This is a genomic window from Aquimarina celericrescens, from assembly GCF_042682765.1.
Lineage (GTDB): Bacteria > Bacteroidota > Bacteroidia > Flavobacteriales > Flavobacteriaceae > Aquimarina > Aquimarina celericrescens.
On the sequence record NZ_JBHUHY010000016.1, the window covers coordinates 227741 to 243264 of the forward strand.

At 35.5% G+C, this 15524-nt stretch carries 12 protein-coding genes; all 12 read right to left on the reverse strand.

The window, feature by feature from the left end:
- Positions 1–4: 4 nt before the first annotated feature.
- Positions 5–1738, reverse strand: coding sequence for a biosynthetic-type acetolactate synthase large subunit (gene ilvB / locus ACFSJT_RS16060; RefSeq protein ID WP_378321352.1), 1734 nt, complete (start codon positions 1736–1738; stop codon positions 5–7).
- A gap of 135 nt (positions 1739–1873) precedes the next feature.
- A complete protein-coding gene (ilvD, locus tag ACFSJT_RS16065; protein WP_378321353.1) occupies positions 1874–3550 on the reverse strand; it encodes a dihydroxy-acid dehydratase in 1677 nt (558 codons plus the stop codon).
- Positions 3551–4343: 793 nt separating this feature from the next.
- Positions 4344–4997 carry a response regulator gene (locus tag ACFSJT_RS16070; protein WP_378321354.1) on the reverse strand — a complete coding sequence of 218 codons (654 nt, stop codon included), beginning with the start codon at positions 4995–4997 and terminating at the stop codon, positions 4344–4346.
- A gap of 13 nt (positions 4998–5010) precedes the next feature.
- Positions 5011–5793, reverse strand: coding sequence for a sensor histidine kinase (locus ACFSJT_RS16075; protein WP_378321355.1), 783 nt, complete (start codon positions 5791–5793; stop codon positions 5011–5013).
- On the reverse strand, positions 5766–6461 hold the full coding sequence (locus ACFSJT_RS16080; RefSeq protein ID WP_378321356.1) for a hypothetical protein: 696 nt from the start codon (positions 6459–6461) through the stop codon (positions 5766–5768). Before ACFSJT_RS16080 ends, ACFSJT_RS16075 begins: the two co-directional genes overlap by 28 nt.
- Positions 6461–6856: a hypothetical protein gene (locus ACFSJT_RS16085; protein ID WP_378321357.1), complete on the reverse strand. Its 396-nt coding sequence runs from the start codon at positions 6854–6856 to the stop codon at positions 6461–6463. Before ACFSJT_RS16085 ends, ACFSJT_RS16080 begins: the two co-directional genes overlap by 1 nt.
- A 236-nt stretch (positions 6857–7092) precedes the next feature.
- A complete protein-coding gene (locus tag ACFSJT_RS16090; protein WP_378321358.1) occupies positions 7093–7956 on the reverse strand; it encodes a 5-oxoprolinase subunit C family protein in 864 nt (287 codons plus the stop codon).
- On the reverse strand, positions 7956–8681 hold the full coding sequence (gene pxpB / locus ACFSJT_RS16095; RefSeq protein WP_378321359.1) for a 5-oxoprolinase subunit PxpB: 726 nt from the start codon (positions 8679–8681) through the stop codon (positions 7956–7958). The genes ACFSJT_RS16090 and pxpB overlap by 1 nt, the downstream gene beginning before the upstream one ends.
- Positions 8682–8685: 4 nt before the next feature.
- Positions 8686–9417, reverse strand: coding sequence for a 5-oxoprolinase subunit PxpA (pxpA, locus tag ACFSJT_RS16100; RefSeq protein ID WP_378321360.1), 732 nt, complete (start codon positions 9415–9417; stop codon positions 8686–8688).
- 26 nt (positions 9418–9443) lie between these two features.
- Positions 9444–10664: an Nramp family divalent metal transporter gene (locus ACFSJT_RS16105; protein WP_378321361.1), complete on the reverse strand. Its 1221-nt coding sequence runs from the start codon at positions 10662–10664 to the stop codon at positions 9444–9446.
- Positions 10665–10846: 182 nt separating this feature from the next.
- Positions 10847–13705, reverse strand: coding sequence for a M16 family metallopeptidase (locus ACFSJT_RS16110; RefSeq protein ID WP_378321362.1), 2859 nt, complete (start codon positions 13703–13705; stop codon positions 10847–10849).
- 119 nt (positions 13706–13824) lie between these two features.
- The gene (locus ACFSJT_RS16115; protein ID WP_378321363.1) at positions 13825–15363 is read right to left on the reverse strand and encodes a YifB family Mg chelatase-like AAA ATPase; all 1539 of its coding nucleotides are present in this window, start codon (positions 15361–15363) and stop codon (positions 13825–13827) included.
- Positions 15364–15524: the final 161 nt, after the last annotated feature.

Here is a 15524-nt window from a genome sequence, read left to right on the forward strand (position 1 = left end):
TTTATTATTCAAGTCTTATATCTGAAACCGATGCACCTGTTGGTATCATGGGGAATACATTATTTTCTTTTTCAACACATACTTCTAAAAAATAAGGTTCTTTGGAAGCTATCATTTCTGCTATTGCGTCTTGCAAATCCTCTCGTTTAGCTACTCTTTTTGCTTGTATGTGGTATCCTTTTGCGATGGTCACAAAATCAGGATTCACCATTTCTGTAGAAGCATAACGTTTATCAAAAAATAACTGTTGCCATTGGCGTACCATTCCTAAAAAATCATTGTTAAGCACCACAATTTTCACAGGGACTCTAGTCTGAAATATGGTTCCCAATTCCTGTATAGTCATTTGGTATCCACCATCGCCAATGATGGCAACCACTTCACGCTCTGGAGCTCCCATTTTGGCACCAATAGCGGCTGGCAGTGCAAATCCCATCGTTCCCAGACCACCAGAAGTGACGTTACTTTTTGATTTGGTAAATTCTGCATATCGACAGGCAATCATTTGATGTTGCCCCACATCAGACACAATTACTGCATCTCCCTTCGTTTCTTCATTAATACCTCTAAGAACTTCTCCCATAGACAAACCTTCTTTGGTAGGATGTAATTCTTCTTTGATTACTTTATCAAATTCTATTTCATCATGATCTTTGAATTCTTGCACCCATACTTCATAAGCATCAGATTTCACTAAAGGTAGTATCTGATTAAGTGTATTCTTGACATTGCCCATTACCGCCACATCTGCCTTAACATTCTTATTCACCTCTGCAGGATCGATTTCAAAATGAACAATTTTTGCTTGCTTTGCATAGGTTTGTAAATTTCCAGTAACGCGATCATCAAACCGCATTCCTATGGCTAATAGCAGATCACATTTGTTTGTTAACATATTTGGACCATAGTTACCATGCATCCCCACCATCCCCACATTAAGTGGGTGCGAGGTTGGCAAGGCCGAAAGCCCAAGTATTGTCCATGCGGCTGGAATTCCGGACTTTTCTACAAAGCGTTTCAATTCTTCTTCTGCTTCACCTAAAATTACTCCCTGTCCAAAAACAATCATAGGTTTTTTAGCTTTGTTGATCAATACTGCAGCTTCTTCTAAACTTTTTGGATCAGTTTCTGGCACTGGTACATAACTTCTTATACCTTTACATGTTGAATACTTAAAATCTAGTTCTCCAAACTGCGCATCTTTGGTAATATCTATTAAAACGGGGCCCGGGCGCCCAGAACGTGCTATATAAAATGCTTTAGCCAATATGGTGGGGATATCTTCCGCTTTGGTAACCTGATGATTCCACTTCGTGATTGGCGTTGAGATCCCAATAATATCAGTTTCCTGAAATGCATCAGAACCTAACAAATGTGAGCCAACCTGACCTGTTATACAAACCATGGGTGTAGAATCGATTTGAGCATCTGCAATCCCGGTTACGAAATTAGTAGCTCCAGGACCCGAAGTCGCTATTGCAACACCAACTTTACCGCTTGTACGTGCGTATCCCTGAGCCGCATGCGTAGCACCTTGCTCATGTCGAGTGAGTACGTGATGCAATTGATCCCTAAATTTATACAACTCATCATACACCGGCATAATGGCACCTCCAGGATATCCATAAACCAGGTCTACACCCTCTGCCAAAAGGCATCGGATTACAGCTTCTGCTCCGGTGATTTTTTTTGTCACTGCTTTTGTTTCTTTTTTTATCGTTTGCGTTTGTGTTTCCATACGCTTTTTTTAGAAATTCAGACATCTAAAAATTAGATGCTAGATTTTATTAGATTCCTGCCTACATTTCGACAAGCTCGATGCATCTTGCAGGAATGACAATCGTTGAAATCAATGCTAAGCATTGAAGTTCTATTAAAATTCATCGGTTACACATCCTTCTGATGCTGATGATACTGTCTTGGCATATTTATATAATACTCCTCTACTAAATTTTAGTTTTGGTTGTACCCATTTGGTTTTTCTTCTCTCAATTTCCTCCTCATCAATAGTTACTGTAATAGAATTTGTTTCTGCATCGATAGTAATCATATCTCCATCTTCTACGAGGCCAATCAATCCACCTTCTTGAGCTTCTGGCGTAATGTGTCCAACTACAAATCCGTGTGTTCCTCCAGAAAACCTTCCATCGGTTATCAGAGCGACATCTTTTCCTAAACCAGCTCCCATAATCGCAGCAGTAGGCTTGAGCATTTCTGGCATTCCCGGACCACCCTTAGGCCCCTCATATCGTATGACGACCACGTCTCCCTTTTGCACTTTCCCATCTTTAATACCATCATTTGCTGCATACTCGCCATCAAACACTTTTGCTTTTCCTTGAAAACGCAATCCTTCTTTACCCGTTATTTTTGCAACGCAACCCTCTTTGGCCAAGTTTCCGAATAGTATTCTCAAATGACCTGTCTTTTTAATAGGATTCTCGAGAGGTTTTATGACGTCCTGACCTTCAGTAAGATCTGGGACATCTAATAGATTTTCTGCCAATGTTTTTCCGGTAACGGTTAAACAATCTCCATGAAGCAGGCCCTTCTTTAATAAATATTTCAATACCGCAGGAATTCCTCCCACTTCGTGTACATCTTCCATCAAGTATTTTCCGCTAGGCTTTAGATCAGCAAGAAAAGGAGTTTCATCACTAATTCTTTGAAAATCTGCCAATGTAAATTCTACATCTGCTGCTCTGGCAATTGCCAGGAAGTGTAATACCGCATTGGTAGACCCTCCAAGAACGGTAACCAATCGTATTGCATTTTCTAAAGATTTTTTGGTAACAATATCTTTAGGTTTAATATCTCTTTCTAAAAGTAACCGCATGGCTCGACCTGCCGCTATACTTTCTTCTTCCTTATTTTTACTTATTGCAGGATTTGAAGAGTTATAAGGTAACGCCATCCCTAAAGCCTCGATAGCAGAAGCCATCGTATTTGCAGTATACATTCCACCACATGCACCAGCACCCGGACACGCTTTTTCTATAACACTTTTATATTCCTTTTGAGTAATTGTACCCGCCACTTTTTCACCCCAGGCTTCAAAAGCTGAAACGACGTCCAATTTTTTTCCTTCATGACATCCAGAAGCGATGGTACCACCATACACTAAAATAGAAGGACGATTTAATCGCAGCATTGCCATCAAAGCACCTGGCATATTTTTGTCACAGCCAACCACCGTTACCATTCCGTCATACGACATGGCTTGCACTACAGTTTCCATAGAATCGGCGATCACATCTCTAGACGGGAGCGAAAAACGCATTCCCGGAGTACCCATCGAAATCCCATCACTTACTCCTATTGTATTAAAAATCAATCCGACTACTTCCTCTTCTTGAGTTCCTTTTTTTACCAATTTTGCCAAATCGTTAAGGTGCATATTACAAGGATTGCCCTCATAGCCTGTACTGGCAATTCCTACTAGGGGTTTGTTGAAATCTTCATCGGTAAGCCCAATGGCGTGTAACATTGCCTGAGCTGCCGGTTGCGTATCATCTTGAGTAACTTGTTTACTGTATTTATTTATACTCATTCGTTCTGAATATATATTTTTATTGAACTCATTTTTACTCGATAATCGAGATTTAAATGCTCCGTGGCTTGCCGTGAAATCAAAATTAATTTCCAACCGATGCCTCATGGGCTTGCCCCGGGGTAGTTTACTTTTTGTTATTGAACAAAAACGAATTCATAATTATTTAAAATTTTAACTATTTTTTTGGGATATCAACAATTAAAAATCATAGTCTAGGATAAAATTATTTTGTTATGTTTAAAAGTTTGAATATTATTCAACCTCCTTACAACATCCAATACCACTTTAAAAAATTTTAATTATTGATTTACAGACACTTACAATCATTCTATTTACAATCACTATTTGTTAATTTTTCTAAAACATTCATTTTTTTGTAAAAAAAATCCCTTCAAAAACTTGAAGGGATTCATTTATAAAGATTACATCAATATCCCTTCTTTATGGTGAGCTAATCACCACAATACTAATGACATTGATAATTATGTTTTTTAATCTATTCATTTTTTAGTCTAACAATAAAAGGTCCCTTTGTTTCTACAAAGGGACCTTTTATCTTTTGTGATCAAAAATATCCCTTTATTGAAGTGAAATAATCACTGCAATATTAATGACATTTATGATATTTGTATTTGTCGTATTCATTTGTGAATTCGAATATAGAAAAAATTATTCATTTGCTTCAGTTATTATTAAAAACTTTTCGCATAATAAGTAGATCCTGCCCTTCGGCAGGATGATTTCAACCAACTATTTTGAATGCGCTATTCTAGCTTTTCAAAATAGGGCTTCAATCAATTTTAATAAGGTTGTGCCTCATACAATGGATAACCAACCCTACTCTTGTTTTTACTTCCAGTTTTTTAAAAACCGCCTCTCGATAATTTTCTATCGTCTTTGGACTTAGTCCCATTTCTCCTGCAATATCTTTATAGGTAAGTTCTGTACATGCATACTTTAGGAACTTCCACTCCCTCTCTGTTAGTTTTTCATGAAGATTTCGCTTGGGCTGTCCATCTTCTGCATGACGTAATGCACTTTCTATTTTGCCCGAGTAATAAAACCCCTGCTCGATGACCATTTTCATGGCAAATTCAAAATTTTCAGGATGGATATCTTTAAGTAAATATCCCTTTGCACCCCCTCTAAGCATTTTGATGATGGTATCCTCGTCATCTTCCATAGTTAACGCCAATACCTTTTGCTCTGGCCGATGCTCTTTGAGCCATTGCATCGTTTGTATCCCATCCATCACAGGCATTTTTACATCTAATAGAATGAGGTCCGGCACCCTCCGCTTATGCATATAATATTGCGTAAGCTCTTTTCCATTTTTTAAAATAGCCAGAACTTCGTACTCCTCGAGTTTAGAAATTAAGCTTTCTAGTGATTGCGCAAATAGCAGATGGTCATCAACAATAACAATAGTCTTTTTCTTCATCATGTACCCTTTATAATCAAACTTTATTTTTTACCGGATAAGATAATACTATCGAAACTCCTTTTCCGGGAGCTGATTGGTAATCAAAACCCGCCTTTACCAATGCAGCACGACTTTTCATATTCAACAATCCTGAATTGGCCTGTACCGATTTCATATCAAATCCAACACCGTCGTCCTCTACTTTTATATTCAACCTATCAGGAGCATATACTAGTGCTACATGAAGATGAGATGCCTCTGCATGCTTTATGGTATTAGAGAAAAATTCCTGAATAATACGATACAAAATAATCTCATCTTTTGGATCGATATAAAATTCTTCTCCGGTAATAGAAAGTTCTGTTTTTAAAAAACGTAGTTTTTCAAATCTTTCTAACTCTACCTGTATTGATTTCTCCAGACCTATATTATGAATTACTTCATTATTTAAAGTTTTGGATAAATTACGAATTTCCTGAAGACTATCTCCTACCAATTTACGAACGTCCTGCAAGGATTCTGATGCGGTGTCATCGATTGTAGTGCCCATAATGTTAATTTGCATTACGGCAGTAGACAATAGTTGCCCAATATTATCATGTAACTCCCAACTCACGTTTTTAAGAGTTTGTTCTTGTATTTCGATACGGGATTTGAATATTTCATCCTCAAAGCGCTGTTCTGCTTTAAGTTTTTCGAGAAGTAATTTGTTTTTTCGACGTTGAAAGGCCATAAAAAAAATGATACCGAAAATCAAAAACAGCAAAATAATAACTACAAAATAGATAACTAATAAGATTTCTTCTTTTTCAAGCATATAATAAAACCTATTGTATAGCAAGTATACATAAAAATATTAGCAGTAGTAAGAATAAGGTCATAAACCTTTACAAACTCAGGACTTTTCGCATTACTGTAATATTTTGAGTAAATAAGAATGGGAGCTACACTCAAATGAAAAATTAAAGCACCGATACCAATGTAGAATGGAATTATTTTATAGAAGTTTAAAATTTTTTCACTTTGCAACATTTGAAAAAAGAAACTTGCTATAATTATTAGAAGAATCAAAGAACCTAAAGAAAAATTTATAGAAGAAACTTCTGTTGAAAAATCCACAAAAAAAATAAGGCTCAAAATTAAATAAATAACGAAAGAAGACACAGCAATCATGGCCATCTTCCTTATTTTCTGCCTTTCTATAAAAGAAATAAAAAATATCATATAAAATGAGAAGCTTACGATATCGTAGAGGTTATAAATCCAGATATTTTCTTCAAAAATACTATTTCTTAGAAAAGCGAGAGATTCGTAAATCTCTACACCATAAGGAAGCCAAGCAAAAATTAATTCAAAAAAAACTGTAAACCAAAGAAAATAAACCAAATACCGAGAATGATTACTACCTCGGCATTTGATTAAGAAAATTGTTCCAGACACTGCTGCCACAATCTCAAAAAAATTAATTATAAGCTGATAATACATTAATAAATATGTGGAGGTTTACCACTTCCACCTCTATTATAAGGCTCGATATCATAATTATTAGGAGCACTATCGCCATCTTTACCCAAACCTCCGGCGGGAGCTCCTGTGGGTGCTAAAAATAATGTAGAATACCCTCTGTTCATTTTACATTTTTCTTTTGGATATGCTCCAAAATAAATTCGTATTCCAGGATTATCGATACCTTGTTTTCTGGACTGTTTTTTTACATATTTCAGATATTCCTGCAGTTCCTCTACACTCCACCAAAACTCTCTCGTATCCTCAAAGCCAATACATTTATCAATTTCAGGAGTACGGGTATCACACCATGACTTCTGTAATTCTTTTGCCTCCTCTTTACTAATACATTTTTTGGGTCGTTTTTTTCCCATAACATTTTACTTTTTTACGTTAACTAGCGCTAATATTACCAAAAAACAAGGTGCTACACAAATATGAAGACCCTTTTCGATTCCATTTTACGGCAAAACCGTATATTTAATTAATTGATTATCAACGATTTGAATATTATCCCAAATTTTTGAAAAAATTAACAAAAGGGGATTTTCCCCCTGTAACACATGGGGGTTTTCCCCCTGGTCGAATTTTTGTATTATTTTTCTTACGACTATTCTTCAAAATCATCACTTAATCTGAATTGAAATTTTTCCTGAACTCTCTTTTGAGCTATGGTATTAATTGACTCTTTACTTAATTGCAAAATCCTAGGGTATCCACCTGTGGTTTGACAATCTCGCATTAATACAATAAGTTTACCCGAAGGAGTTAACTGAACCGTACCTGGGAGCACCGGAGAAGTTAACATAGAAGGAAGACTGTTTGGTAATACCTCTTCTAATTGAATAGCCATACGATTGCTGGCACCCGATATGGTAAAATATGAATTGAATAGCAGATCTCTTTGTTTATGATCCAACTGGTCAAATTCGGGACCTTTGTATACTACTAGTTTTTTAGTACCTTGAAAAGGTGAATGAGAAGATACAGTAGAAAACTGCTCGGTAAATATGTTAACCGTTGTATAGTTGATTTCATCATCTTTCTTTAATACATCTTTGGGCGTAACCTCTTTAAAGAAAGATCGACTATTCAGCACAATTTCTGATTGAAACCCATGTTTGATTCCTACATATCCGTATTTTGAATTCTTACAAAATTTTATTGTTAAAACATCCATAGCATTTACTCTAATCTGACGATTCATCAAAACTTTTTCACTATTCAAAAAACAATCTGTAGCAGCTCCTGTAACACATATAATTGTGGGTTCATCAAATTGTAAAACAGGAGGTTGAAAAACCCATTCGATGCACGCGTCATTCTGATGGTTTCCTAAAAGTGCATTTGATAAATAATAAGAATTTTGATCCATTGCCCCGCTAAAAGGAACTCCGTATTCTGCGAAACCAAAACGTCCTTCATCCTGAATTGTTGAAAACAAACCTGATGCTATAATTTTTACTTTCCCCATTATAAATACATAGGTTCTGGAAAATAACCTGTGTTTAAAACAGCAGCACTTATATCGTTATATTCTTTCTCTGTTATCGACATAAATTGCACGCTGTCATTAGGCATAACATGACAAGGAATATTAAGATTTGAGTCAAAAAAATTGAGTGGACATTTACCAATTACATGCCATCCGCCTGGGCTGTCTAAAGGATATATTCCTGTTTGATTTCCACCGATAGCAACAGAGCCTTTTTTAACTTCTAAAGACGGAGTGCTTTTTCTAGGTAAACATAATCTATCATCTAAACCACCTAGATAACAAAACCCTGGTAAAAAACCCAAAAAATATACTTTATATATCGCAACAGTGTGTAAGGAAATTACCTCATCTACAGTAAGTGATTTTGCTTTTGAGAATAACTCCAAATCAGGCGCAAGAGTAGGAGAATAACAAACGGGAATTTTCCACAGTCTACTTTTTATTTCTTTTGATTCAAAACTATTAGAATAGAGTGATTTTAATACCGAAACGGTCTCATAGACGTTTTCTATAGTAGATCCATAATAAATTAATATCGAGTTATATGCAGTAATTATTTCAACAATTTCTTTAATACATTCATTTTCGATAATTTTTTTATAAAAAAGTAAATCCTGCAATATATTTTCATCTATTTTTGATGGCCATTCGATCAAAATTGCATTTTCTGAGTACCTTTTGTATTTTAACTTGTACTTCATAAAACTACTTAAAATTCAAATTTAAATCAGAAAATTTTTGATCCAAATACCGTAAAATAGCAACAGATTTTGGATTATCCCCATGCACACAAATTGTATCAAAAACAATCGTGAGCTCCTTCCCTTTTTTTATTTTTACTTTACCTTCAGAAAGCATCTTAAAAACATGATCAAAAACCTCTTCCGGATCTGTGATCACGGCATCATTTTCGGAACGTGAAACTAATGTCAAATCTTCATTGTAATTACGATCGGCAAAAGCTTCATATTTCACATCTAATCTGCCATCACAAAGATAAGATAATATTGAGTCTTTTGCCGTGACTATATACAAACTTTTATCGACATTTAATACAGCATCAATAACTGCCAAAGCTACCTCCTTACTTTTAATCGCATCATTATAAAGTGCTCCATGCGGTTTAACATGATGTAATTTACCTCCTAATTTTTCAGTATAATATTTTACTAATTGAATTTGACCGGTAATGGTTTTTACCAAATCTTCATACTTCATTTTTACACTAAGCCTTCCAAAGTTTTCTCTATCGGGATACGAAGGATGTGCTCCTATCTTTACTTTGTACTTAAGGGCCAAATTGATCGTATCTTGGATTACTTGTTCATTTCCTGCATGGCTTCCGCAAGAAATATTACACCAGGAAATATAAGGCATAATTTGAGCATCGAAGCCTGCCTCTTCTCCAACATCTGCATTAAGAATTATTTTATTCATATTCCTACATATGATGTGATTTATTCTTACAAGTTAAGTATTACTTTCCAAATACTTCTGGCTCCAAGAAAAATTGTGACCAAGAGTATTATAATTCCTATGACATTTTGGATACGTGAATTGGTATATCTGCCTAATAATTTCTTCTTGTTCATCACCCATAAAAGAAAGCCGGCAATAATTGGTAATAAAAGTCCATTGGCAACTTGAGCAAATTGAATGATCTCTATTGGTTTTATGCCTAGTGAGGAGAATACTACTCCGAGTAAAAGAATAAACATCCACACTGCCCTGAATTTTTTACTTTTTAAGCCTCCTTGCCATCCCATGCATCCTTTTACCACATAAGCAGTTGCTAATGGTGCGGTAATTGCAGATGTAATACCGGCAGCAAAAAGCCCTAGAGAGAGCACATATTTTGCTCCTGCACCGAAAACAGGTTCCAAACTTTTTGCCAGGTCTGCCGCACTGTTTACTTCGATATTCTGTATAGCTGCTCCTGCGATAATAATAGCCATAGACATCAGCCCTCCTATTGCTATAGCAATGATAGTATCTCTCTGAGCCAAAGGCAATTCTTCTGGGGTATTCCACTTTTCTTTTACCAAAGAAGCATGAAGAAATAAATTATAAGGAACAACGGTAGTTCCTATTAATCCAATAACCATAAAAAGTTTATCTGATTCAATATGAGGAACAAAACCTTTAATCACCATAGCTAGATCAGGTTTGGTAACTATTGCCGTTACTATAAAAGCAATACTCATACATAAGACAATTAGAACCAGACTACGTTCTAATATTTTATAACTACCCATGTACAAAATAAGAAAAGCGAAAAAGCCAATAATTACACTTACATAATTAATCGTAAGCCCCCCTACGTTTACATTTGGAGTATCAATGATGGTTGATAATCCAAGTACTCCTCCACTTATGTTACCTGCCTCATAGGCAGCATTTCCAATAAAAATTGCCGATATAACTAGTGCAACAAGAACAAACCGAACTATTTTATTTTCAAATTGAGAGGTCAACACCTCACTTAATCCATTTTGAGTTACGACTCCTAGACGTGCTGACATTTCTTGCAAAACCATACAAGCAATAATTGATAGTGCCAATGCCCATAACAGTGTAAAACCGAATTGCACTCCCGCCAAAGTGCATACAGTTACTGTACCCGGACCTATAAATGCTGCAGTAACTAGTGTGCCAGGACCAATACTAGAAAGCCATTTTTTCATAAGAATATATGTGTATTCCTAAAAATATTGATTTCTAATAGGACAGTAGATGAATTGTTAATAAGAACAGGAAATAGTTCATAAAATTTGAATGAGTACACAGTTTTCCCGTTTTTATAATTAAAAAGGGCATGAATTTTTCATACCCTAATTAAAGAACTCTTCTTGACTTTTTCTTTTTACTACATTTTTACTTCTGAAAATTTAACTTCATTAGCTTCTTTATTCAACATTAATACTTCATCAAACCCTGCATTCTTGAACTGCTCAAACTGAGTCGCCGCATCACCAACGACCAAATAAGCCATTTTAGACGCATCGAGATATCGGTTAGCAAGCGCTTTATGTTGCTCTAAAGTCATATTACGGATTATATCCTCCTGATCGGCAATAAAGTTAGGATCCAAATCATATTTGTTGATTTCATGAAGCATCCATAATAATGCCCCTTGAGTTTCAAATTTACGTGCATTAGATTTTATTAATGCATTTTTGGTAAACTCTAAATCCTCTTCAGAAATACCCTCTTGATATTTTGTGATTTCATCTTTGAAGATTTTGACAGATTCGAACGTAGTATTGGTTCTAACACTAGACGAAGCTGTAAATGTTCCTGGTATTTTAAAATCACTAAATCCAGATCTTGCACCGTATGTATACCCTTTTTCTTCTCTAAGAATTAGATTCAAGTTCCCAGAAAAGGATCCCCCCAGTTTATAATTCATAACAGTAGCCGGAAAGTAATCTTCGTGAGTTCTGGAAATAGCAATATTTCCTATATTTATTACCGATTGCTTCGCATTTGGAATATCTACAAAATATAAGGATGACTTATCTCTATTGTTTACGATTTTATATTCAGGAATAGTAACTTCTTTACTAGCCCAGGCACGTTCTAAATCTTTTAATACGGCTAGTACTTTGTCTTTATCAAGATCACCTACCACCTGAAACTTACTTATAGAAGGAGAAAAATTATTTTCATAAAATTTCTTGAGATCATTGATGGTAATCGCTACTACTGATTCTATAGTCCCTACAGTTGGATAAGCAAACATGTGCTCTTCGCCATAAAGCACTTTATTATATACATTTCTTGCAACTACATTAGGATTAGCATCGGACCTTTTTATTTCATTAATGGTCTTTGTTTTAATTCTACCAAACTCTTCTTCATCCCATCTTGGTTCCATTAGAATTTCTTCAACCAGGTCTACAGTTTTCTCAAAATTACGCACCAGCGTGTTACCTTGAATAATAATTGCTTCTCTGGTCGTATACATATTAATTGAAGCTCCTAGTAGTTCTATTTCTTCTTCTAATTGCTCTGGAGTTTTAGTCGCTGTCCCTTCCATCATGATATCCGTCATAAGGTTAGCAACCCCAACTTTATCAAAAGAATCTAATAGTTGTCCTCCTTCTATTACCAAACTAAAGTTCACCAGAGGTAGTTCATTGTGCTCTATACCATACACTCTAATTCCGTTGGACAGTGTTGTATTCCAGGAATTTGGAATATTTAATTTAGGAGATTCTCCTTGTACTGGTTCAATAGTACGATCAAATGCTGATGGAGTTTTTTGAATTTCTTCTTCTGCATCAATTACAGCAGTTTCAACATTTTCCTTTATCTCTTCTTCTACAACTGCTGCCTTTTTTGAGTCTTTTGCTATCAAATCTGTCTTTCCTTTTGGCACAAAACTAGTAATTACATAGGGTTTATCTTTTATGTATTTATTATACACTCTAAGAACATCGTCTTTGGATACCGCTTTAATATTTTCGATATCCTTCGCTATAAAACTTGGATCACCCGCAAATTCATTATACTGTGCCAACTGGAAAGATTTTCCTAAAACACTACTTATCCCATTATAGAAATCAGTCTCTAAACCAGCTTTAATTCTTTCTATATCGGTATCTGTAATTCCTTCCTCTTCAAACTTTTTAAATGCTTCAAAAACACCAGCTTCAATATCTGACAAACTTTTCCCATCATTTGCTGTAATATTTATCCTAAATTTCCCAGCCAACTCCATAGATCGATTCCATGCATTAGTATCAGAAGTCAGTTCTTTTTCTTTTACCAGCACTTTATACAAAGGAGCTTTTTTTCCTTCTGCCAATAATTCTGCCAAAAAATCCAGAGCATACGCATCTTTTGTGAACTGCTCTACTGTAGGCCATACCATATTTAATTGAGCCGTAGTAGCAAAATTGTCTTCATGATAAAATCTTTTGGTTTCTGATAATTGAACATTTTGTACCGGAAGTTTCTCTACGGGTTGACGCTTTTTGATCTCTCCAAAATATTTCTGAATCATCTTTTTGGCTTCATCGATTTCAAAATCACCTGCCAGTACCAAAGTAGCATTATTTGGACCATAATATTTATCGTAAAACTCCTTCACATCTTCAACAGTAGCATTTTGCAAATCTACCAGCTCCCCTATTACCTGCCAATTATACGGATGCCCTTCAGGAAAGATATTCTTATCTATTACCCAGTTGGTATGCCCGTATGGTCTATTATCCACTCGCTGTCTTTTTTCGTTTTGAACAACTTCTTGTTGGTTCTGAAAAGCACTTTTGGTAACGGTATTGATCAAGAAACCCATTCTATCAGACTCTAGCCACATCACCATTTCCATTGCGTTCTTAGGAACAACTTCATAATATATTGTTCCATCTTGCCATGTCCCGCCATTTAGTGTACCTCCTGCATCCTGAATTTTCTTAAAAAACTGATCTTGACCAACATTTTCAGATTCCTGAAACAGCATGTGTTCAAATAAATGAGCAAATCCTGTTCTTCCTGTTTTTTCTCTATTGGAGCCTACTCCATATTGGATTGCCAGAGATACAATTGGATCGGATTTGTCTTGATGCAATACCACTTCAAGTCCATTTTCTAATTTATACTTTTCAAAATCAATAGATAATTGACCTTCTTCTGTTGCTGTTTCTGAATTAGATTCCTTTTTACAAGAAACGAACCCTAAAAACATTGTGAACAGAAATACCGCAAGTATTTTTGACATTTTTGTATACATATTTTGGTTTTTTGATTAAGAAATTAAATGTAACTCATGCTTCTGATTATTTATATTGAATGAATACTAAAAAAAAGTTAAAAACTCTTTTGCCATAAAACAAAATTTTATCCCAACCACCCATCTCGATCAAGGCTTCTATATTGTATCGCTTCAGATATATGATCTCCATTTATATTTCTTGAGCTTTCGAGATCTGCGATGGTTCGTGAAACTTTTAGAATTCGATCATATGCTCTGGCAGAAAGATTTAAGCGTTCCATTGCTGTTTTAAGCAATTTTTTTGAGTCTGAATCTAGTTTACAAAACTCGCGTAACTGTTTTACACCCATTTGCGCATTATAATGTAAATTTGACATCTCAGAAAATCTTTTAGTTTGAATATCTCTAGCTGCTATAACTCTTTTTCTAATTTCAACACTGGATTCGCCTCTTCTTTCTTCGCTTAGCTTATCAAAAGGAACTGGTGTGACTTCAACATGAATATCTATTCTATCTAATAAGGGACCCGAGATCTTACTTAGATAGCGTTGCATCTCTGCCGGTGACGACGTAACAGGAGCATCTGGATCATTAAAGTACCCTCCGGGACTGGGGTTCATACTAGCTACCAGCATAAAACTTGAAGGATAAGTAACCGTAAACTTAGCTCTAGAAATAGTCACCTCCCTGTCTTCAAGAGGTTGACGCATTACCTCCAGAACTTCTCTTTTAAATTCTGGTAATTCATCTAGAAACAATACTCCATTGTGAGATAATGAAATTTCGCCTGGTTGAGGATAACTCCCGCCCCCTACCAATGCTACATTCGATATCGTGTGATGAGGACTCCTAAATGGTCGTTGTGCCATAAGTCCAATATTATCTTTAATACGTCCAACTACACTATGTATTTTAGTAGTTTCAAGTGCTTCTTGCAGCGACATAGGTGGTAAAATACTAGGTAATCTTTTACTAAGCATTGTTTTTCCACTTCCAGGAGGACCAACCAGGATTATATTGTGCCCGCCAGCTGCAGCGATTTCCATACAGCGTTTTATACTTTCTTGTCCCTTTACATCAGCAAAATCAAACTCGGGATTATCAAGTGCTGCATAAAACTCTTCCCTGGTATCTACCCTCGTTTTTTCTAATTTGTTTTTACCATCAAAATAGTCTATAACTTCTTTGATGTTTTCTACCCCAAATACTTCAAGATTATCAACAATAGCCGCTTCTTTTGCATTTTGTTTTGGAAGAATAAAACCTTTAAAACCCTCTTCACGTGCTTTAATGGCGATTGGTAACGCTCCTTTAATAGGCTGCAAACTTCCATCTAAGGACAATTCGCCCATAATCAGATATTCAGAAACCTTTTCTCTTTTAATCTGTGAACTAGCCGCCAGAATCCCAAGTGCCAGGGTGAGATCGTATGCAGAACCTTCTTTTCTCAGATCTGCAGGTGCCATATTAATTGTAATTTTCTTTCCCGGTAATTTATACCCATTATTCTGTAAAGCAGCCGCTATTCTATAACTACTCTCTTTGATAGCATTATCAGGTAATCCAACAAGATGATATCCAATTCCTTTATTAATATTAACCTCGACGGTTATAGTTGTTGCTTCAACACCAAAGACAGCGCTCCCAAAAACTTTAATTAGCATATTCAAAATTTTATATATGCGCAAAAATAGGTCTGGCGAGTTTCATTTTTTGAAACTCAGTTTTTGTTTGCCATATTTTAAGAAAAAAACCTGAAAATATTAAGTATTTTCAGGTTCATAAGATCAGACCTATGACTATATCACGTATGAAAGATGTTAAA

What these genes read in the sequence shown, in the direction of transcription:
- ilvB (WP_378321352.1), bottom strand. Translation starts at nt 1,738, where the DNA reads ATGGAAACACAAACGCAAACGATAAAAAAAGAAACAAAAGCAGTGACA.
- ilvD (WP_378321353.1), bottom strand. Translation starts at nt 3,550, where the DNA reads ATGAGTATAAATAAATACAGTAAACAAGTTACTCAAGATGATACGCAA.
- ACFSJT_RS16070 (WP_378321354.1), bottom strand. Translation starts at nt 4,997, where the DNA reads ATGATGAAGAAAAAGACTATTGTTATTGTTGATGACCATCTGCTATTT.
- ACFSJT_RS16075 (WP_378321355.1), bottom strand. Translation starts at nt 5,793, where the DNA reads ATGCTTGAAAAAGAAGAAATCTTATTAGTTATCTATTTTGTAGTTATT.
- ACFSJT_RS16080 (WP_378321356.1), bottom strand. Translation starts at nt 6,461, where the DNA reads ATGTATTATCAGCTTATAATTAATTTTTTTGAGATTGTGGCAGCAGTG.
- ACFSJT_RS16085 (WP_378321357.1), bottom strand. Translation starts at nt 6,856, where the DNA reads ATGGGAAAAAAACGACCCAAAAAATGTATTAGTAAAGAGGAGGCAAAA.
- ACFSJT_RS16090 (WP_378321358.1), bottom strand. Translation starts at nt 7,956, where the DNA reads ATGGGGAAAGTAAAAATTATAGCATCAGGTTTGTTTTCAACAATTCAG.
- pxpB (WP_378321359.1), bottom strand. Translation starts at nt 8,681, where the DNA reads ATGAAGTACAAGTTAAAATACAAAAGGTACTCAGAAAATGCAATTTTG.
- pxpA (WP_378321360.1), bottom strand. Translation starts at nt 9,417, where the DNA reads ATGAATAAAATAATTCTTAATGCAGATGTTGGAGAAGAGGCAGGCTTC.
- ACFSJT_RS16105 (WP_378321361.1), bottom strand. Translation starts at nt 10,664, where the DNA reads ATGAAAAAATGGCTTTCTAGTATTGGTCCTGGCACACTAGTTACTGCA.
- ACFSJT_RS16110 (WP_378321362.1), bottom strand. Translation starts at nt 13,705, where the DNA reads ATGTCAAAAATACTTGCGGTATTTCTGTTCACAATGTTTTTAGGGTTC.
- ACFSJT_RS16115 (WP_378321363.1), bottom strand. Translation starts at nt 15,363, where the DNA reads ATGCTAATTAAAGTTTTTGGGAGCGCTGTCTTTGGTGTTGAAGCAACA.